Genomic DNA, 19,939 nt, shown 5'->3' on the forward strand with positions numbered 1-19,939 from the left:
GAATCCCACATAACGCGGGATTCGTGACGTTGCGACCGCTTTTGCAGTTGCGGGGCTTGGTTAACGTGACATTCTTGTGAACGGGATGGTAACATCCACAACATATAGATAAGAATCCAGAGATGGATGGAGTTACTCGATGGATATGTCCGTGAAACCGAGGCCCCGGGGCAAACTTGTCGCAATTGGTGGCGCCGAAGACAAATCGGCGAAGGCGGCCATTCTTGGACGAGTCCTGAAGTTGTCATCTGCCGAGGCGCCGGTGGTCGGTGTGATCACCACCGCCAGCAGCATCCCCGATGAGGTCTTCCCAGCCTACGAGGAGGCGTTCAACGCGCTGGGCGCCGCCGAAGTGCTGGATGTGCGCATCCGCGAGCGGTCCGACGCCGACGATGCCAAGATGGTCGAAATGATCCGCAATTGCGACGTTCTTTTCATCTCGGGCGGCGACCAGATGCGTCTGACCAGCATTTTCGGCGCCTCGGCGGCGCTGGAGGCGATCCGATCCATTTACCACGAGGGCGCCGTGATCGCCGGGACCAGCGCCGGCGCGGCCTGCCAGTCGACGACCATGGTTTATGGCGGCAGCGCTATCGACAGCCTTCGCAAGGGCGCGGTCAAGATGAGCGCCGGCTTCGGCCTGATCGAAGGGGTCATCATCGACACCCATTTTCTGGAACGCGGCCGCTTTTCGCGGCTGATGGAAGTGGGGGCCACCAACCCCGAATACCTGGGGATCGGGTTGGGCGAGGACGCCGCAGTATTGTTCGAGAACGGTGTAATTAAGGCCTTTGGGCCCGGTCACGTAATCCTCGTTGACAGTTCGAGAATATCCAGTTGCAATGTATTTGATCTATCAGACGGTGAGGCGGTGAGCGTCCACAACGTCGTGATGCATGCGCTGGTCGAGGGTGATGGATACAACCTGGCGGACCGGCAGGTCCTGAGTGCCAAACAGCTTGGGGCCGAGAGCCTGGAGCTGAAGGATGCGTATACTTGAACACCGTGCGCTGCGCGGACCGAACTACTACAGCCGCTACCAGTCGATCTATATGCGGCTGGACATCGAGGAACTAGAAGACCGGCCGAGTGACAAGGTCGATGGTATTGCAGACAAGCTGCAAGCGCTCATTCCCACGATCTATGAACATCGTTGCTCGGTAGGAGAGGCCGGTGGGTTCTTGTCCCGGGTGAAAGACGGCACCTGGGCCGGTCACATGGTCGAACATGTGGCGATCGAATTGCAGAACCTGATCGGCTTTTCGGTGGGCTACGGCAAGACCGTCGATAGCTACGACAAGGGCGTGTACCACGTTGTCTACCGCTATCGCGACGAAGCGAGCGGACTGGCCTGCGGCGAAGAGGCGGTCGAGATCGTCCAGGCGCTTTACGACGGCAAGGACGTGGACCTTGAGCCGGTGATCGATCGGCTGAAAGAGGTGCGGGACGCGAACGCGCTGGGACCGTCGACCGGGTCGATCGTGAACGCCGCGAAGGCGCGCAACATTCCCTGGTACAACCTGACCGAGGGCACCAGCTATACCCAGCTTGGCCACGGCGTGAAGCAGCGCAAGTTCCAGGCCACCGTGACGGATGCGTCGGGGATCATCGGACACTCGATTGCCGACGACAAGGAATGGACCAAGCAGGTGCTCGACGATGCCGGCGTGGCGGTGCCCAAGGGCTACATCTGCTACTCCTGGGACGAGATCAAGGATGCCGCCGACTGGATCGGCTGGCCGGTCGTCACCAAGCCGCTGTCGGGCAATCACGGGCGGGGCGTGACCACGGACATCACCAACGAGGAAGAGCTGAAATCGGGCTACGAGGCCGCGCTGGCGCGCTGTCGCGACGATTACGGCGCGGTCATCGTAGAGAGCTATATCAAGGGCGAAGATCACCGCATTCTGGTGGTCGGAGGCAAGATGATAGCCGCCGCCCGCCGCCGTCCGGCGCATGTCGAAGGTGACGGCAAATCCACCATCCAGCAGCTGATCGACAAGGAAAACGAGGACCCGCGCCGCGGTGTGGGGCACGAGAACCTGTTGACCCAGATCATCGTGGACGAACAGACGATGCGCCTGCTGGAGCAGGCCGAGCTGACGCTCGACTCCGTTCCTGCCAAGGGCGACATCGTCTATCTGAAATCCACCGCCAATATCTCGACCGGCGGCACCGCGACGGATCTGACCGACGAGGTGCATCCCGAGATCAAGTTCGCGATGGAACGGATCGGACGGATTGTCGGTCTGGATATCATCGGGATCGACATGCTGGCCGAAACCTTGTCCAAGCCGCTGGACCAGCAATCGGCCGGGGTGGTCGAGGTCAATGCGGGCCCCGGCTTTCGGATGCATATGGCGCCCACGCACGGCACGCCGCGGCCGGTGGGCGAGGCCGTTGTCGACATGCTGTTCCCGGACCCGACGGATGACGGGCGCATCCCGATCACCGCGATCACCGGCACCAACGGCAAGACCACGACGACGCGCCTGATCACGCATATCCTGCGGCAGGCGGGCAATTCGGTGGGCATGGGCTGTACCGGTACGATCGAGATCGACAATCACGTCATCCTGCGGGGCGACTATTCCGGCCCCGCCGCCGCACACGCGGTGCTGCGGGAACCAACGGTAGAACACGCCGTGCTCGAGGTTGCGCGCGGCGGGATCATGCGCCGGGGGCTCGGGTTTGACGAATGCGATGTGGGCGTTCTGCTGAACATCGCGTCGGACCATCTGGGCGAGCGCGACATCCACACGCTGGAGGAACTGGCGCGGTGCAAGACCGTGGTGGTCGACGCCGTCAAGAAGATCGGCGGCTTCTGCGTGCTGAACGCCGACGATCCGCTGGTGATGGACCAGGGCACCTACTGGGCGCGGGGCGAGATCATCTATTTCACGATGGACCCCGAAAATCCGGACCTCAAGCAACACCTGGCCGACCACAAGATGGTCATCACCGTGCGCCAGGGCCGGATCGTGCTGTTGCGCGGCCAGGTCGAGGTCGAGGTGGCGGCGGTCAACGACGTCCCGATTTCCTTCGAGGGGCACGCGCCCTTCAACGTGCAGAACGCCATGGCGGCCACGGCTGCCGCGCTGGCGCACGGTCTGGAGATCGACGATATCCGCGCCGGGCTGCTGAGCTTCCACCCGACACCGGCGCAGATGCCGGGGCGGACCAACTATTTCGAGGCCGATGGCGTCAAATGCCTGATCGACTATGGCCATAACGTTCCGGCGCTGGAGGCGCTGGAACCGCTGGTCAACGGCCTGGGGCAGCAGCGCAAGATCGCCGTGGCCACGGCCCCGGGCAACCGCCGGGACGAGGACCTTGCGGCGCTGGGCGCGCAACTGGCGAAGATGTGCGATACGGTCTACATTTACGAGACCGATGCGCGCGGGCGCAGCGAAGGCGAGACCGCCGGGCTGATCGAGAAGGGCGCGAAAGACGCCGGATCCGCCGGGATGGTCGAGCTTATCATGGACGAGCAAGCCGCGATGGATCGTGCCATCGGTGACGCGAAGCCCGGTGATTTCCTGTTGCTGCTCGTCGACGACATCGAAGGTGCGACAGAGCGCCTGAAAGGGCGCAGCTACGGAGCGCAGTCGGACCTGGGCCAGACCTGAGCCAGCGTTGCGCAATCGAAAGGGAACAACGCCGGCTCAACGGCGTTGATAACCGAGGGAGTGATATGACAAAAAACGTTTTCGTCGTTGGAATGAACGAACTTAATGCGGCGCGGTTGAAGCGCCTTCGCGGCGTCGAGGACGTGAATTTCCATCCGTTGCTCACCTCCGCGGAAGTCTCCGACACCCAGATTTTCGACATTCCCGACATGCTGCGTCGGGCCGAGGAGACACTGGATGCGTTCGACGGCTCGATTGATGCTATCGTGGGCTATATCGACTTCCCCGTGTCCACCATGCTGCCGCTTCTGTGCGAGAAATACGGTACGCGGAACGCATCGCTGGAATCGCTTCTGAAGTGCGAGCACAAGTATTGGTCGCGCAAGGTCATGGCCGAGGTTATCCCCGATCATACGCCCAACTTCACCGCTTTTGACCCGTTCGACGACGAGGCTCTGTCCAAGATTGGCGAGGCGGGTCTGCGTTTTCCGTTCTTCGTGAAGCCGATCAAGTCTTCCGGCTCGCGTCTGGGCTTTCGCATCGACAGCCCCGAGGACTTCGCCTATGCGACCGAAGCCTTTCGCGCCGAGATCAACGAGATTTCCGAGCCATTCAATTATATCCTGAACAAGGCGAACCTGCCCGAAGACGTCAAGACGGTGGAAGGGCATTACTGCATGGCCGAGCGGGTGATCGGCGGGCGGCAATGTACCGTCGAGGGCTATGTGCATGACGGCGAGGTCGTGCCCTACGGCACGGTGGATTCGATCCGTTATCCGCAGGTTCTGAGCTTTTTCTACTATCTCTACCCGTCCACCCTGCCGCCGCGCATCCAGGAACAGATGGCCGAGATCACCAAGACGGTGATGAAGCACATCGGCTATGACAATGCCGGCTTCAATATCGAGTATTACTGGGACGAGGTGCAGAACCAGATCTGGCTGCTGGAGATCAACACGCGCATCGCGCAATCCCACTGCGACCTTTTCGAAATGGTCGACGGGGTCAGCCACCAGCAGGTGACGGTCGACCTTGGCCTGGGCCGCAAGCCGGACATGCCGAAGGGCGAGGGGCCGGAAACCGTCGCGGCGGAATTCTTCTACCGGGTGTTCTTCAATGACGCGACCGTGGCCCGTGCGCCGTCGCGCGCCGAGGTGGAGGTCGCGGCCGAGCAGGTGGAGGGGACACGCATCACCTCTTACGTCAGCAAGGGGTCCAAACTGTCGGAACTGCCGGAGCAGGACGCCTACAGTTATGCGGTGGCGTCGGTCTGGATGGGCGCGCAGAAACAATCCAAGCTGCTTTGGAACTACGAGCAGGTGATGAAGAAGCTGAACTACGAGTTCACGGATATCGTGGAATAAGCTGACAGGAGATCCCGCCGGCATCCCGCTCAGAACGAGATCCCGGGTCAGGCCCGGGATGGGGCGCGTTGGTTTCATCGGCTGGACATCCGCCGGCGCGGGCGGTACGCGGGCTCGGACACCACGTCGCCCCTAGATCCGAGCGTTTCTCATGATAATCGACCATCCGCTGCCGCAGACGATCCGCGAAATCGAGCATCTGGAAATCCCCATGCCGGACGGCACGCGGCTGGCGGCGCGGGTCTGGATGCCGGAGGGCGCCGAGGCAGCGCCGGTGCCGGCGATCCTCGAATTCATCCCCTATCGCAAGAATGACAAGACGCTCGAGCGTGACCATGCCCGTGCGCCCTGGATGGCGGCGCAGGGCTATGCCTATGTGCGCGTCGACCTGCGTGGCACGGGCGAGTCCGAAGGGTTGATGACGGACGAATATACCGAAGAAGAGCTGCAGGACGGCTGCGACGTGATCGCGTGGATCGCCGCGCAGGACTGGTGCGATGGCGGCGTCGGGATCGTCGGCATTTCGTGGGGCGGGTTCAACGGCCTGCAGCTTGCCGCGCTGCGGCCCCCGGCGCTGAAGGCGGTGGTCACGATCTGTTCGACCGACGACCGCTATGCCGATGACATCCACTACATGGGCGGCACGCTGCTGGGCGATCACCTGTCCTGGGCATCGGTGATGTTCGGGATCAATACCCTGCCGCCGGACCCTGCGCATGTGGGCGACCGCTGGCGCGGGATGTGGGAAGAGCGACTGGACGGGTCGGGCCTGTGGCTGGAGAACTGGATGCAGCACCAGACACGGGACGCGTTCTGGAAGCATGGATCTGTGTGCGAGGATTTTTCGGATATCGAGGTGCCGGTCTATGCCGTCAGCGGCTGGGCCGACGGCTATTGCCGGGCGGTGTTCCGGCTGGTGGAGAACCTGAAGAGCCCGGTGAAGGGGCTGGTGGGCCCGTGGTCGCATCGCTATCCGCATCTGGGCGAGCCGGGCCCGGCCATCGACTGGCTGACTGAAGAAGTGCGCTGGTGGGACCAGTGGATGAAGGGGCGGGACACGGGCATCGCGGATGAGCCGAAGCTGCGTGTGTTCCTGCAGGATCACGCCCGGCCACAGACGCATTATGACACGCGGGAGGGCGTCTGGATCGACGAGCCGGCCTGGCCGTCGCCCAACGTGGAGCGCCGCGCGTTTTCGCTGACTTCCGACGGGGGGCTTGGCGCGGAGGGGCCACAGGACGCGCTGGACATTTGCTCGCCGCTCTGGGTCGGGCGGCATGGCGGCAAATGGTGCTCTTACGGGCATCCCGGGGATCAGCCAGGCGACCAGCGGCGCGAGGATGCGGGCAGCCTGACGTTCCAGACGGCGCCCTTGACCGAGGATTGCCACATGGTCGGCGATCCGGAGCTGACCCTGACGTTCGAGGTGGACAAACCGGTGGCGCAGGTGGCCCTGCGGTTGATGGACGTGGCCCCCGACGGTGCGGCGACACGGGTGAGCTATGGCTTGCTGAACCTGACGCATCGCGACAGCCACGAGCATCCGGAAAACCTGGAACCCGGGCGCAAGTACACGGTGCGCGTGCCGATGAAGCATGTCGCGCAGACCTTCCGCGCGGGGCATCGTATCCGGCTGGGCGTTTCGACCAGTTATTTTCCCGTTGCCTGGCCCGCGCCGGAGCCGGTGACCCTGACCATGCTGACGGGAGAGTGCGTGCTGGAACTGCCGATGCGCAAAGACGCGCCCGAGGCGGTCGATGCCTTCGGCGCGGCCCGATCGGCCGAATTGCTGGAGTTGGACGTGACACGTGCGCCGGGCGCGACCTGGCGCCTGGGCGAGGACGTCGACACCGGAATGCTGAGTATCGAGGTGACCGACGACGAGGGAGCGGCGACGATCCGGAGTCAGGGGTATTTCCATGCGGCCGCGGCCAAGGAACATTACACGATTTTGCCCGAAGATCCGACTTCGGCCACCGGCGAGGTGACGTGGACTCACGAGATGGCGCGCGAGGATTGGAGCGTGAAAACCGTCACCCGGACACGAATGACCTGCACCGCCAGCGATTATCTGATCACGGCGCGGCTTGAAGCTTTCCTGAACGGCGATTGCATCCGCGAGCTTGACTGGGACGTCCGGATTCCGCGCGACCATAATTGACGGCGGCGTAAGACCGGCGAGCGCGTTCATCGCGCCCGAGGTTGTTTACCAGTTGATCGAATGCCCGCCGTCTTCGTCGAGCCGTTACGGGGGCTAGATGGTTGTTGCCGCTGGAGTCGGAGCGGTGGCGCATGCTCATCCGCTTTGCCGCGAAAGCAGATACCGGATTTTGTATAGGCTGAGCATGGGCCGGCCTTGTGTCGGGGCAAGAGCACTCGAACCGAGTTGCGTCGCCTGAAGAGACTACACACTCAAGTGTAGGTAGTCAGACGCGGGGGCACTGTGGCACCTTGCCGGGGCACATATTCTCGCCGGGCAGGTGGATTCACGTTGGGTTCTGTCGGAATCCGCAGGCCAATGTACGGACATGGGCAGTAGCCTCACGCGGAGGAACAGGGCGCCATTGCGCTAAAGTCAGGTGAAACGTGTGGCAGGAGAGCGTGTGGGACGGCTGGTGAGCGATACCAAGGGAAGGGAAGTCATGTACGGCATGCGGCTAAGCGAAAGCATCTGTTTCAGGACGTGTGAACATATCATCGGGTGCTGTTTCGCAAGGCCTGGCGGGCGTCACGTGCATGCGGGTCGCCGTTTGCGCGAAAACCGGGACATAGACTGATGCCTTCGGTTTTGCTGAACGCCGCCTGCGGTGTCACCGACAGTGACGAATCCTATGCCGCCGACCTGCGCAGGGAGCTTTTCGATCTTTGGGGCAACGTGCTGACGCGGCGCGCGCCGCATGTGGCCGAGTGGGCGCATAGCGACACTGAGCACGTGATTCCAGCAGGGCCTGGTGCCGTGCCCTATCTTCAGGCGCTGAACATCTGGTTTCAGCTTTTGCGGATCGTGGAGGAAAACGCCGCGATCCGGGACCGGCGCCACGTCGAGACGCAAAGCGGGGCAGAGACCGTTCCCAGCAGCTTTGCCCAGGCGCTGGCGCGTGAGGATCTGACGCGGGAACGCTTTGCCGAGATATCGCAAAACCTGTCTGTCGGCCCAACCCTGACGGCGCATCCGACCGAAGCCAAGCGTGTCACGGTGCTGGAGATCCACCGCAGGATCTATCGCAATCTGGTTTCATTGGAGGCGCAACGCTGGACCAGCCGGGAACGCGCCGCGATCCTTTCAGATATCGAGTGCGAGATCGACCTGCTGTGGATGACGGGCGAGTTGCGGCTGGAACGTCCTGATCTTAGCGACGAGATCGAATGGGGGTTGCAGTTCTTTCGCGACGGGATCTTTGACGCCGTGCCGCAGGTGTTCGAGCAATTCGAGCAGGCCGCCACGAACAGGTTCGGGACACCTGACGCGGTGTCCCCCTGCATCCGCTTTCATTCCTGGATCGGCGGTGACCGGGATGGCAACCCGAACGTCACCGCCGACAGTACCGCCCACGCGCTGAAACGGGCGCGCGACGCGGTGATGGACATGTACAAGGGGCATCTGCGGATTGCGGCCGAACGCCTGAGCATCAGCAACAGGATCGTGCCGCTTGATCCGGAGGTGCAGGGCGGGCTCGAGCGTCTTGCCTCGGTATCGCCGACGCATGATCGTAACCCCAACGAACTGTTTCGCCAGGCGATGTCGGCGATCCTGCATCGGTTGGAATCATATCGGCATATCAGCCATTTCATTGCCGACCTGGAAATGATCGAAAACGCACTTGAGTCAGTCGACGCGGGGCAGTTGGCGCGCCGCTACATTCGCCCGATCCGCTGGCGGGCCTCGGTTTTCGGATTCAGCATCTTTACGCTCGATATTCGTCAGAACTCCACGGTGACGACGGACACCATCACCGAAATCTGGCGGAGCCGGGATGATGGCGAGGTGCCGGAATATGGCGACCCCGCATGGTCGAAGCGGCTTCGGGCCGAGTTGGCGGAACCGCAACTGCCCGAGCCCGACCAGAACGCGTTGTCGGATCAGGCTGTTGAGCTTCTCAAGCTGCTGAACCTGATGTCGAAGCGGCAGTACGGCCCGGACCCGGCGGCGGTCGGCCCGTTCATTTTGTCCATGACCCGCTCCTCGGACGACCTGCTGGGGGTATTCCTGCTGGCGCGGTACGCGGGTTTTGGTGCTGAGACGCTGGAGCTCAAGGTCGTGCCATTGTTCGAGACCATCGAGGACCTGAGGGCGGGGCCGGATATCCTTGTCGACCTGCTGAAGGTGCCGCTGGCAAAACGCAGCCTGACGCGGGACGGGCCCTTGATCGAGGTCATGCTTGGCTATTCCGACAGCAACAAGGACGGCGGCTTTGTGTGCTCGACCTGCGAACTGGACCAAGCGCAGCGCAAGATCACGCGGGTCCTGGCGTCGCAGGGTCTGAAGCCTGTCTTCTTTCACGGGCGCGGCGGATCGGTCAGCCGGGGCGGCGCCCCGATGGACCGCGCCATCGCGGCCCAGCCGACAGATACCGTGAACGGCAGGATGCGTCTGACGGAGCAGGGCGAGGTCGTATCGGCCAATTATGCCAATCGTGGCACCGCGGCGGCGCATCTTGAGCTTCTGGCCTCGAGCGTTCTGAAACATACGGCGGATGCGAACGATCCGCCCCGTGCGCCGGAATTCAACGATGCGCTGGATGCGCTGTCGGGCCTGTCGCAGACCGCCTATTCCACGCTGCTGCACATGCCCGGCTTCATCGACTATTTCCAGCAGGCCAGCCCGGTAGAGGAGCTGGCCATGCTGAAGATCGGCTCGCGGCCTGCGCGTCGTTTCGGCGCGGCGTCGCTGGATGACCTGCGGGCCATTCCATGGGTGTTCGCGTGGTCGCAGAACCGGCACCTGATCACGGGCTGGTACGGGTTCGGCTCCGCTATCGAGTCGTTTCGAAAGTTCCAGGGCACCCGTGGCGAGGAGACGCTTCGCGCCATGTTCGAGAAAACCAAGCTGTTCCGGCTGATCGTGGACGAGGTGGAGAAATCACTCTTTCAAAGCGACCTCGACATCGCCTGGGAATATGCGTCGCTGGTTACGGATGACGACACCCGGAAGCGTGTCACGGACGCGGTCCGCAAGGAATATGCGCTGGCCTGCGAGGGGATCACCTTCCTGACCGGCCAGAAGACCATCGCCGAGCGTTTCCCGCGCATGAGAGCCCGCTTTGACCGGATACGCCCCGGTCTGGACCGGATCAATGCGCTGCAGGTGTCATTGCTGCGCGATGTACGGTCCCGGGATGAACCGAACCGGGTCTCGATTCCGTTGCTTCAATCCATGAACTCGATTTCTTCTGGCCTTGGGTGGACCGGCTAGGCCTATATCTGGCCGGCTGCCGGTGCCGTGGACATCTCGAGTGGGCCTGTCACCGTTTGATGCCACGTCTTCGACAGCATTTGCTGCACCAAAGAAGGTTAGCTATGGGTGAATTCCCGGGTACCCATGCCAAACTACGAGTGCGGTTTGGGATAGGCATTCAAGAAACTTGAGCGCTCAAGTGAGACTACGGGCGGAGAGCGGTTGTTCGCTGCGCGGTGCGTTTACGTCAGCCTGGCGGCAAAGCCAGCTATTGGCCGCAGTTCACCACTGGATATTATTAAAGAACATTTGGTGGGGTTTTCACTTCGAGACGAATGCCGGTAGGGGAATATCAATTCTCTGAGGATATGGCGCCCGACAGCCCCACCTGGATAGGTTTCGATCCCGTGGAGGCGTTTTGCTTTGAAGCCGGAGGTGTCTGGCCCAGGCCTTGCATTGCCGCACCGGAAACACCCTCTCGTCGGGCTGCGAACACCAGAGTTGGTTCAACCTGTTTGCGCAGTCAATCCATGAACGTTTATGGCGGACACGGCGCATGCTTCATCGTTATCCGATGAATCGCCTGTGATACCAATGGCCCCGATCAGCTTCTCGTCACGGTAAATCAGGACACCACCGGGAACAGGAACCAACAGGCCTTGGTTCAGTGCGTTCATGGCATCAATGAAGAACGGTTGTTCCTGTGCCCGCGTGTACAGCGCTCGGGATCCGAGGCCCATTGCCACTGCGCCTTTCGCCTTGCCCTGTGCGATCTCGGGTCGCAGGTTGCTGGTGCCGTCCTCGCGTTGAAGTGCAACAAGATGCCCTCCGGGATCTATGACGGCAATCGTGAGGGGTTTCATGTCATGCGCGCGCCGATACTCCAAGGCAGAGACGATCAGTGCATTTGCAAGTTCAAGGTTCATGTCAACATCTCCTCAACGTCTCGCCGGCTTGCAAGGTGATGCAAGCCGGCGAGACCTTCGCCCTCAATTGTAGAAATAATCCACCAGGAAGAGCGGAATCGATGGAATGTATGTGCACATCAGGAGCACGGTGAGCAGGACGGCGACGAAGTAGATGTTGACCTTGCTCACTTCCCATATGTTCGCCCGCGCCACCGCACATGCCGTGATCAGAACACTGGCGACGGGTGGCGTTTGTTGCCCGATGGCGAGGTTCAGCGTGACAACAAGGCCAAAGTGAATCGGGTTGATATCAACAGCTTCGATCAGCGGAATGACAATTGGCACGACGAGAATGATCGCGGCGGCCGAGTGCAGGAAAAAGCCGATGACGAGGAAGAAAAAGTTCAGGATCAACAGGATCAGCCACTTGTTTTCCGTGATGTTCAGGATCCCCGCCGCCAGTTCCTGAGGATATTGTGCGCGCGTCAGAAACCCGCCCATCACCACGGATGCCGCCACGAGCAGCATGACGACGGCCGTCTGCATGCCGCCGTCGAGCATCGACTGCTGCAGGTGTTTGAGATCTACCTGACGGTACCAAAGGCTAATCGCGATGGCCGCCAGAACGGCAAGGCCCGCGGCCTCGGTCGCCGTGACGTACCCGCCGAAGATGCCGCCGAGGATGATGACCGGCAACGCGAATGTCGGCAGCGCATCGACGAATGTTTCCCACACGCGGCGGCCCGAAAACGCCTCTTCGCGGGGCAGGTCGTAGCGGCGCGCGAAGTAATAAGCGACGCCCATCAGGCCTGCCGCGCCCATCACGCCCGGAACCACGCCGGCCACGAAAAGCTGCTCGACCGAAACATTGGCGGAGGTTGCGTAAAGGATCATCGGGATCGACGGAGGAATGATGATCGCAAGCGATGCGGAAGACGAGGTCACCGCCGCGGCCAGCGCGCCCGAGTATCCCCGTTTTTTCATCTGCGGGATCAGCACCGACCCCATCGCCGCGACGTCCGCGACGGCCGAGCCGGAGATTTCGGCAAAGAACAGAGACACGCCAATGTTCACATGGGCCAGCCCGCCCCGGATGAAGCCGATCAGGGCTGCCACGAAATTGATCAGCCGGTCGGTGATGCCCCCCGCGTTCATGATCGCGCCGGCCAGCACGAACATCGGGATCGCGATAAGAGAGAACTTGGTCGCGCCACCATACATGTCCAGCGCGACATTCACGAGCGAGTTGGTGCCCTCGAGCACCAGAAGCCCGCCGATCGCGGACACGGCCAGCGCAATCGCGATCGGCACGTTCAGACAGATCATCACGACCATCGCGATGAAGATACCGAGCATCAGCATCAGGCGTTCCCCGCTTTCTTCATTTCTGTTTCGACCTCTTCTTCGATATCGGCATGTTCGAGCGACACGCCCGCGGCCGTTTTGCGCCAGTAGTCAGGCAGGCTCAGCGCTTGGCATATCAGGAAAAGAATCGCGCCGATCGGGATCACCGATTGGGTAAAGCTGACCGGCACCCATGTGACCGATACAAGCGACATGCCCCCGAGGATCGACAGTACCGTGAAGCCCGCCCAAGCCAGCAGGATGAAAAAGCCGGCGGTGATGGCCTCGGCCAGCGCGACCGCCCACATGCGCGCAGGCATCGGGATCGCCAGCAGCACGGTATCGAACCCGATATGGCGACGTCGCAACGCGGCCAGCGCCGAGCCGTAATAGGTGATCCATGCCAGCAGGATGGCGGCAATCTCATCGTACCAGGCCAGGCTGGCCCCCAGAAGACGGTAGATCACCGCGACGACAACAACTGCGGTCAGGATGACCATGAGGAAGACCAGAAAGTACTCCAAGGCACTTTCAAAGAATTTGCGCAGTGATTTGAACATGATTGGTCCCTGCCGGGCAACGTACCCGGTACTGTTACATCCGACGTGTGATGAACTCGTGCAGCAAGGTATGCAGGGGGCCGCTGACGGCCCCCTGCGCATTCGGGGTCAGGAGCCGGACGCGAGGCTCTGAATTGTCTCGATCAGTTCCGCACCGCCCTCGACAGACGTAGAGAACTCTTCGTAGATCGGCGCTGAGGCATCGATGAAGGCCTGGTTGTCGGCCTCGTTGACCTCGACGCCGGCCTCGCGGATTACCTCGAGAAGCTCGGTCTCCAGCTTCGCCGCGTGCTCATAGACAAAATCCTGCGTCTCGGCACCGCACGCCTCGAGTTCGGCGCGCACATCTTCCGGCAGCTTCTGCCACTGGTTTTCGGCAACGAGGACATAACCCGGCGTGTAGACGTGCCCCGTGATCGACAGGTACTTCTGCACTTCCTGGAACTTCGCTGATGCGATCTGAGCGTAGGGGTTTTCCTGCCCGTCGATCACGTTGGTCTGCAGCGCGGTAAAGACTTCCGAGAACGCCATCGGCGATGGGTTCGCGCCGTAAAGCTGGAACATCTTCACACGCCACTCGCCGTTCGGCGTGCGCAGCTTGACGCCTTCCAAGTCCTCAGGCTTGTTGATCGGACGAATGTTGTTGGTGATATGGCGGAAACCGTTCTCGAAGTAACCGATGATCCGGTATCCCTCGCGCTGCGCCGCCGCCTGGAATACGTCACCCAGTTCGGCCTGAATGCGGCGCATGTGATCGCGGTCCTTGACGATGTAGGGCATCTCGAAAACGCCGAATTCCGGCGCGACCGACGACATCACCGACGACGGCAGCGAGAAATCCACCTGTCCGAGCTTCAGCTTCTGCAGCAGCTCGCGGTCCTTGCCCAGCTGGCTGGCGCCGAAAGTCTGCACTTCGGCCTTGTCGCCCAGCTTGCCGTTCGCGCACTCGGCAAAGGCATCCGCGGAGGCCTCGAAGAGCGATCCGGGGTTGCCGACATGGCCGAAGCGCAGTGTCAGGTCCGCGGCGGTTGCCGCCAATGGCATGGCGATCGCGGCCACGCTGGCCAGAATAGTTGCTTTGATAGTCATAGGTTCTCCTCCCTAAATGCTCCTCCCAGAGCGTTATTCCGCGGCAAACCGCGTCTTGTCGGATTCCTTCAGGTGGTCCATCGCCGCTTGCGCGCCTCCAGACTGGTGCGGGACGCCGGCTTTTCCCAGCCCCATTTCAACACCGGACAGCGTTGCCATCAGCATCAGGTCGTTGAAGTCACCCAGATGCCCGATGCGGAACACCTTGTCGGCCACTTTCGACAGGCCATTGCCGAGCGAGATGTCATAGTGTTTCAGCGTTGTTGCGCGGAACGCATCGGCAGAATGCCCTTCAGGGACCATCACCGCGGTCAGGACCCCGGATTCCTGCCCCTGCCGGGCACAGAGGACCTCGAGGCCCCATGCTCGCACCGCCGCCCGCGTCGCGGCGCCATGGCGCGCATGGCGGGCAAAGACGTTGTCCAGGCCTTCCTCGTGCAGCATGTCGATTGCTTCGTTCAGACCGTAAAGCAGGTTGGTGCCGGGCGTGTAGGGAAAATACCCCGTTGCGTTCGGCCCGACCATGTCCTGCCAGTCCCAATAGCTGCGCGGCATGGTCACAGACTTGGCATGCTCGAGCGCGCGCTCGCTCACGGCATTGAAACTCAGCCCCGGTGGAAGCATCAGCCCCTTCTGCGAGCCCGACACGCAAACATCCACCCCCCATTCGTCGAAGCGGAAGTCGATTGAGGCGAGGCCCGAGATCGAGTCGACCATCAAAAGCGCCGGATGCCCCGCCGCGTCGATCGCCTTGCGCACTTCAGCGATGGGCGAAACCGACCCCGTCGAGGTCTCGTTATGCACCACGCAGACCGCCTTGATCTCGTGGCCCTTGTCCTCGCGCAGGCGCGCCTCGATCCGGTCGGGCTCGGCCCCGCCGCGCCAGTCGCCTTCCAGGAACTCCGGCTCCAGCCCGATCTTGCGCGCCATCTTGTTCCACAGCATCGCGAAGTGCCCGGTCTCGAACATCAGTACCTTGTCGCCGGGCGACAATGTGTTCACCAGTGCCGCCTCCCACGCGCCGGTGCCCGAGGCCGGGAAGATGAATACGTTCTGTTCGGTCTTGAAGATGCTCTTCATGCCGTCCAGCGCCCTCTTGCCGACATCGGCAAAATCGGGACCGCGATGATCGATGGTTTGCTGTCCGATCGCCTTCAGTATCCGATCGGGAACAGCACTTGGGCCGGGGATTTGCAGGAAGTGTCTGCCAGCTTGGCGCATCGCAACTTGTCCTCCGTGGCGCACGTTGGCCGACGCTAATTTGTATTGCACGAACGTAATTATGAACTCATAATTCAGTCAACAAAAAAGTTCCGCGTTCAGGATCACGCCCGGAACAGGGAGGAAAATCAGAGTTGCATGCGTGAAAACAGCCGTCTTTCAAGCTGCCTGAGCGCTGCCGTCGAAGGTTCTGCAATGGCCAATGACGCGGCGCGCGCACGCTGTGCAACGGACGCATCAATCTACCAGACGTTTCCGGACGCGGTGCTTGTCCCCCGCAGCGTGAATGATATCGGGGCCATCAGGGACATCACCCGCGAAGAAGCCGTGCCGGTGCTTCCGCGCGGCGGCAGCACGCCTCGCGCTTGCCGGAGCAGGTCATCGATCATTAGGAGGCCTTCATGAGCTTGGGAGGAAATATCACCCGCCAGACCCTCCATCAGGAACTGGTTGAACGATTGCGCAACTTGATCGTGGAAGATGCCCTCAAACCGGGCGAGAAGGTGCCCGAAAAGGACCTTTGCGAAACCTTCGGCGTCTCGAGGACGCCGTTGCGCGAAGCGCTCAAGGTGCTCGGCTCCGAGGGGCTTGTCATCCTGCAGGCAAACCGGGGCGCGCGCGTTGCCGAGGTGACGCGCGCGGAGATCGAGAGCACGTTTCCCGTCATCGCGGCGCTGGAACAACTCATCGGCGAGATGGCCTGCAGCAACCTCAGCGAGGCCGAGGTCCAAGGCATCGAGAAAAGGCACGCCGCGATGGTCAGTGCATACAAAGCCGGAAATCGCAAAACCTACTTCAAGGCCAATCAGGACATCCACAACGCACTGCTGAAGGGCGCGCGAAACGATATCCTGGAACTGCACCACCGTATGCTCGGCGCACGCATCCGCCGAGCACGGTTTATGGTCAACCTGTCGGAAGAGCGCTGGGCACAGGCGATCGAGGAGCATGAGGAGATCATGGAGAAACTTCGCAACCGCGATGCGAAAGGACTTGGACAGGTAATGAAGACGCACATGATGAACAAGTTCGCGGCGCACCTGAAGGCGTTGGGCTCTGGCGTTCTCGACGTCGACACGCCTGAAACGCCGGCCCCGCGATGACAGCGCCACCTTCCGAACCGAAAGAGCAAGCGCCGCGCCGCCGCCACCCTCGGCCCGCCGACCTGCTCACACCCCGCATGCTGCTCGATTTCCGATCAGCAAATCCCCGTAATTCCGTGGAGACCTTCTCAAGATGACAAACGAACTTCACTCCCAGCGTCGCGACAACACGCTCTGGATCGCTTTCAACCGGCCCGAGGCGCGCAATGCCCTGACCTTCGCCATGTACGAGGAATTGGCCGACATCTGCGCCAACGTTCCGACAGACGGATCGGTGCGCGCGGTGGTCATCCACGGCGCAGGCGGCAAGGCCTTCGCGGCGGGCACGGACATGACGCAGTTCCGCGGCTTCAAGACGGCGCAGGACGCGCATGACTACGAGAACGAGATCACCCGCATCCTGACCGCCGTGGATACTTGTCCCGTGCCCACCGTGGCTGCCATCCACGGCGCTTGTACCGGCGGTGGTGCCTCGATCGCCGCGGCCTGCGACATCAGGATCGCGAGCGCGCAGCTGAAGTTCGGCTTTCCCATCGCCCGGACGCTGGGCAATTGCCTCAATGCCGGCAACCTCGCCCGCCTGAGCGAGCTAATCGGCGCCGGGCGCGTCCGCGAGATGATATTCACCGCGCGCCTGATGACCGCCGACGAAGCCCTGGCGACCGGCCTCGTTTCCGAGGTCCTTTCCGATGAAGAGGCTCTCCTGCAGCGTGCCCAAGCACTGGCCGACCACCTGGCTGACATGGCGCCGCTGACCCTGAGGGCCACGAAGGAGGCGATGCGCCGCAATCGCGAGGCGCTCGCTGTGGAGGACAAGGACCTTATCGCCATGTGCTACATGAGCGAGGATTTCAAGCACGGGCTGGAAGCCTTCCTGAACAAGACCAAACCCGAGTGGAGTGGAAAATGAGCAACCAAGGTCCCCTTGCCGGCATGAAAGTCATCGAACTGGCGCATATCATGGCCGGCCCTGCTTGCGGCATGATGCTCGCCGACATGGGCGCCGACGTGATCAAGGTCGAAAAGCCGGACGGCGACGACAGTCGCCGTTTTCTGCCGCCCGACATCAACGGCGAAAGCGCCGCCTACCTGATGATGAACCGCAACAAGCGCGGCATCGCGCTGAACCTTAAAGAACCGGATGCTATCGCGGCCCTGCGCAGACTTCTCGAAAGTGCCGACGTGGTGATCGAGAACTATCGCCACGACACGATGGAGCGGCTTGGTCTTGGCTATGAAAGCCTGCGCAAAAGCAATCCGAAGCTGGTCTATTGCGCAATCTCCGGGTTTGGGCGCACTGGTCCCTATGCCGAGCGTGGCGGCTTTGACCTGATCGCGCAGGGCATGTCGGGCCTGATGTCGATCACGGGCGAAGGGCCGGGCCGTCCACCGGTCAAGCCGGGCGCGCCGATTTCAGATATCACCGCTGGTTTTCTAGCGGCCCTGGGGTGCGTTTCAGCCTATTCGCATGCCCAAAAGACGGGCGAAGGACAGATGGTTGATACCTCGCTCTTCGAGGCGGGTATCTCCCTGACGTACTGGCAATCCGCAATCGCTTTCGCCACAGGCGAGTCGCCGGGCGCACTCGGTTCGGCCCATCCGCTCAACGCGCCTTACCAATCGTTCCGCACGCGCGACGGCTGGATCAATGTGGGCGCCGCCAACCAGCGCAACTGGATGCGCCTGCTCGAGATCCTCGACGCGCCCGAACTCGGCAGCGATCCCCGATTCGAGACCAACCACGCTCGTATGCAAAACCTGCAGGAGCTCGTTCCGATTCTCGAAAGCCATTTCGTACAGCAAGACACGAAAGACTGGCTGGACCGGATGGAGGCCGCGGGCCTGCCCGCGGGGCCGGTGATGACCATCTCCGAGATGCACCGCGACCCGCAGGCCCTGGCACGGGACATGATCGTGGAAACCGATCATCCGGAGGCCGGCGCGGTCAAGGCCATCGGGCTTCCGATCAAGTTCAGCGGCACCCCGGGCGCCGTTACCATCCCGGCGCCCACGCTCGGTCAGCATGGCGCGGAAATCTTGACCGAGCATGGGTATTCGCAAGACGAGATCCGTTCGCTCGAGGGGAAAGGGGCGCTTATCGTGTCGTAGTTGCTTGATCGAGTTTGCGCTCGCTACTGGTCGCGGCAATCGCGGGTTCAGGTTTTCTTTGGGACCTTCGCCGCAATCACCAGGAATGTCCGGCAATGGGATGTACCGGCTGCTTCACCGGCAGGTTCAGCTTTGCCTGCTTCTGCCAATTGGAGAAGTAGCATGGTGAAAAAAGACTTAAATGGGCTGATGTCGATCGGCATCGATATCGGCAAGGACACATTTCACATCGTGGGTTTCGATACGTCTGGGCACCGGGTTCTGCGCAAGCAGATCAGGCCACTGACGCTGGCAGCAACTTTTGAGAAGCTGGCCGCGCTGTATTGTTGGATTTGCCAGGATTTTGTGGAGAGCGTTTTCGCCGGCGGAAACCGACGCGGTATTGCGAAAGCTGGCGGATGCCAAAAGGGGCAGAGCATGAACAAAAGTGTAAACGATACTGTAAACGCTGCTGCCTGCGCTCACGTCGAAATATACTAAGTCATTGATATTAAATGGAGGCGAGTACCGGAATCGAACCGGTGTACACGGATTTGCAATCCGCTGCGTCACCACTCCGCCAACTCGCCATCCGTGGTGGGCCGTCTGGCCTGAAATGCTTGCTTAGTGTTTCGTCGGCGCGATGTCCAGACCTCCTGTGCAAGGTCGATAAGCGATCGGATGACATCGCGAATGGTCACGCATACGCTGGTCATGGTGATTTGGCTAAGGGGCAGGCCGAAAAAGCTCCTGCATCGTTCCGACCAAGGCAGCCAATACACGAAAGAACCATTTCAGCGCCTGATGGCGGATCACGGTATCATATGTTCGCCGCTCGGCGGCATGCCTTGTATACGCCTGCCCGGCAATGGATGAGCCGTTTCGTAAAAGTCCGGGACAACGCGGGGACGGAGAGCGTTTTTTTGTCGCAGAAAACAGAACGGAACAGGCGCAACGCTTACAATACCAGGAACCACGCTTGTGCATACGTCTTCGAAGACATCAAACGACTTTTCAATCCCAAGCTTCGGCACTCGACTATCGGCTATCCAAGCCCTGTCAACCTGAAGGAGCGGGCTATGAAAGCTTAAGTCGCCGTCCACGAAGCCGGCGGCAGACCCGTACGACAGACCTGGCTGGGGGGTGTTTTGCCGACTGTTTCCTGAACGGGGAAGGTGTGATCTGTACCGCTCGGTTTAAGCCCATTGTGAGGGGCGAGGGTTTGTGGCAAAACGTTA

Annotated in this window: 13 protein-coding genes, 1 tRNA gene and 2 pseudogenes; 10 read left to right on the plus strand and 6 right to left on the minus strand. The window is 61.5% G+C overall.

The window, feature by feature from the left end; translation table 11 throughout:
• The first annotated feature begins 139 nt into the window (after positions 1-139).
• The 5 genes from C2I35_RS06955 (at position 140) to C2I35_RS06975 (ending at position 10,406) form a co-directional block, all read left to right on the plus strand.
• A complete protein-coding gene (locus C2I35_RS06955) occupies positions 140-1,000 on the plus strand; it encodes a cyanophycinase (protein WP_103762290.1) in 861 nt (286 codons plus the stop codon).
• Positions 987-3,629 (plus strand): cyanophycin synthetase, encoded by a 2,643-nt coding sequence (gene cphA / locus C2I35_RS06960; RefSeq protein ID WP_103762291.1) that lies wholly within the window; start codon positions 987-989, stop codon positions 3,627-3,629. Before C2I35_RS06955 ends, cphA begins: the two co-directional genes overlap by 14 nt.
• 65 nt (positions 3,630-3,694) lie before the next feature.
• On the plus strand, positions 3,695-4,993 hold the full coding sequence (locus C2I35_RS06965; protein WP_103762292.1) for an ATP-grasp domain-containing protein: 1,299 nt from the start codon (positions 3,695-3,697) through the stop codon (positions 4,991-4,993).
• Between the two features lie 151 nt (positions 4,994-5,144).
• Positions 5,145-7,154, plus strand: a complete 2,010-nt coding sequence (locus C2I35_RS06970; protein ID WP_211286117.1) for a CocE/NonD family hydrolase — start codon at positions 5,145-5,147, stop codon at positions 7,152-7,154.
• 615 nt (positions 7,155-7,769) lie between these two features.
• Positions 7,770-10,406, plus strand: coding sequence for a phosphoenolpyruvate carboxylase (locus C2I35_RS06975; RefSeq protein WP_103762293.1), 2,637 nt, complete (start codon positions 7,770-7,772; stop codon positions 10,404-10,406).
• A 488-nt stretch (positions 10,407-10,894) separates the two neighbouring features.
• Here C2I35_RS06975 and C2I35_RS06980 read toward each other — a convergent pair whose 3' ends face one another.
• From C2I35_RS06980 to C2I35_RS07000, 5 genes are all read right to left on the minus strand, one after another.
• Positions 10,895-11,314 (minus strand): GlcG/HbpS family heme-binding protein, encoded by a 420-nt coding sequence (locus C2I35_RS06980; RefSeq protein ID WP_103762294.1) that lies wholly within the window; start codon positions 11,312-11,314, stop codon positions 10,895-10,897.
• 63 nt (positions 11,315-11,377) lie between these two features.
• Complete coding sequence (locus C2I35_RS06985) at positions 11,378-12,658, minus strand: TRAP transporter large permease (protein ID WP_103762295.1); 1,281 nt, start codon at positions 12,656-12,658, stop codon at positions 11,378-11,380.
• Complete coding sequence (locus C2I35_RS06990) at positions 12,658-13,200, minus strand: TRAP transporter small permease (protein WP_103762296.1); 543 nt, start codon at positions 13,198-13,200, stop codon at positions 12,658-12,660. Before C2I35_RS06990 ends, C2I35_RS06985 begins: the two co-directional genes overlap by 1 nt.
• 108 nt (positions 13,201-13,308) lie before the next feature.
• Positions 13,309-14,289, minus strand: a complete 981-nt coding sequence (locus tag C2I35_RS06995) for a TRAP transporter substrate-binding protein (protein ID WP_103762297.1) — start codon at positions 14,287-14,289, stop codon at positions 13,309-13,311.
• 33 nt (positions 14,290-14,322) lie between these two features.
• On the minus strand, positions 14,323-15,510 hold the full coding sequence (locus C2I35_RS07000; protein ID WP_103762298.1) for a pyridoxal-phosphate-dependent aminotransferase family protein: 1,188 nt from the start codon (positions 15,508-15,510) through the stop codon (positions 14,323-14,325).
• Positions 15,511-15,911: 401 nt separating this feature from the next.
• Here C2I35_RS07000 and C2I35_RS07005 point away from each other — a divergent pair, with 401 nt between their 5' ends.
• From C2I35_RS07005 to C2I35_RS07020, 4 genes and pseudogenes are all read left to right on the plus strand, one after another.
• Entirely contained in the window at positions 15,912-16,613 is a 702-nt protein-coding gene (locus tag C2I35_RS07005; protein WP_103762299.1) for a GntR family transcriptional regulator, read from the plus strand.
• Between the two features lie 133 nt (positions 16,614-16,746).
• Positions 16,747-17,523 (plus strand): enoyl-CoA hydratase/isomerase family protein, encoded by a 777-nt coding sequence (locus C2I35_RS07010; protein WP_103762300.1) that lies wholly within the window; start codon positions 16,747-16,749, stop codon positions 17,521-17,523.
• Positions 17,520-18,722: a CaiB/BaiF CoA transferase family protein gene (locus C2I35_RS07015; RefSeq protein ID WP_103762301.1), complete on the plus strand. Its 1,203-nt coding sequence runs from the start codon at positions 17,520-17,522 to the stop codon at positions 18,720-18,722. Before C2I35_RS07010 ends, C2I35_RS07015 begins: the two co-directional genes overlap by 4 nt.
• 162 nt (positions 18,723-18,884) lie before the next feature.
• Positions 18,885-19,016 (plus strand): annotated as a pseudogene (locus tag C2I35_RS07020) (IS110 family transposase); the annotation flags it as partial.
• A gap of 201 nt (positions 19,017-19,217) precedes the next feature.
• Here the strand turns inward: C2I35_RS07020 and C2I35_RS07025 are convergent.
• Positions 19,218-19,291 (minus strand) — tRNA-Cys (locus C2I35_RS07025).
• A gap of 76 nt (positions 19,292-19,367) precedes the next feature.
• Between C2I35_RS07025 and C2I35_RS22410 the strand changes: the two are divergent.
• Positions 19,368-19,792: pseudogene (locus C2I35_RS22410) on the plus strand (DDE-type integrase/transposase/recombinase); the annotation flags it as partial.
• Positions 19,793-19,939: the final 147 nt, after the last annotated feature.

It is taken from the genome of Roseovarius confluentis (assembly GCF_002917925.1).
Taxonomy (GTDB): Bacteria; Pseudomonadota; Alphaproteobacteria; order Rhodobacterales; family Rhodobacteraceae; genus Roseovarius; species Roseovarius confluentis.

Bases quoted from the DNA above. Each gene is read 5' to 3' on its own strand.
- C2I35_RS06955 (WP_103762290.1), top strand. From the start codon at position 140: ATGGATATGTCCGTGAAACCGAGGCCCCGGGGCAAACTTGTCGCAATT.
- cphA (WP_103762291.1), top strand. From the start codon at position 987: ATGCGTATACTTGAACACCGTGCGCTGCGCGGACCGAACTACTACAGC.
- C2I35_RS06965 (WP_103762292.1), top strand. From the start codon at position 3,695: ATGACAAAAAACGTTTTCGTCGTTGGAATGAACGAACTTAATGCGGCG.
- C2I35_RS06970 (WP_211286117.1), top strand. From the start codon at position 5,145: ATGATAATCGACCATCCGCTGCCGCAGACGATCCGCGAAATCGAGCAT.
- C2I35_RS06975 (WP_103762293.1), top strand. From the start codon at position 7,770: ATGCCTTCGGTTTTGCTGAACGCCGCCTGCGGTGTCACCGACAGTGAC.
- C2I35_RS06980 (WP_103762294.1), bottom strand. From the start codon at position 11,314: ATGAACCTTGAACTTGCAAATGCACTGATCGTCTCTGCCTTGGAGTAT.
- C2I35_RS06985 (WP_103762295.1), bottom strand. From the start codon at position 12,658: ATGCTGATGCTCGGTATCTTCATCGCGATGGTCGTGATGATCTGTCTG.
- C2I35_RS06990 (WP_103762296.1), bottom strand. From the start codon at position 13,200: ATGTTCAAATCACTGCGCAAATTCTTTGAAAGTGCCTTGGAGTACTTT.
- C2I35_RS06995 (WP_103762297.1), bottom strand. From the start codon at position 14,289: ATGACTATCAAAGCAACTATTCTGGCCAGCGTGGCCGCGATCGCCATG.
- C2I35_RS07000 (WP_103762298.1), bottom strand. From the start codon at position 15,510: ATGCGCCAAGCTGGCAGACACTTCCTGCAAATCCCCGGCCCAAGTGCT.
- C2I35_RS07005 (WP_103762299.1), top strand. From the start codon at position 15,912: ATGAGCTTGGGAGGAAATATCACCCGCCAGACCCTCCATCAGGAACTG.
- C2I35_RS07010 (WP_103762300.1), top strand. From the start codon at position 16,747: ATGACAAACGAACTTCACTCCCAGCGTCGCGACAACACGCTCTGGATC.
- C2I35_RS07015 (WP_103762301.1), top strand. From the start codon at position 17,520: ATGAGCAACCAAGGTCCCCTTGCCGGCATGAAAGTCATCGAACTGGCG.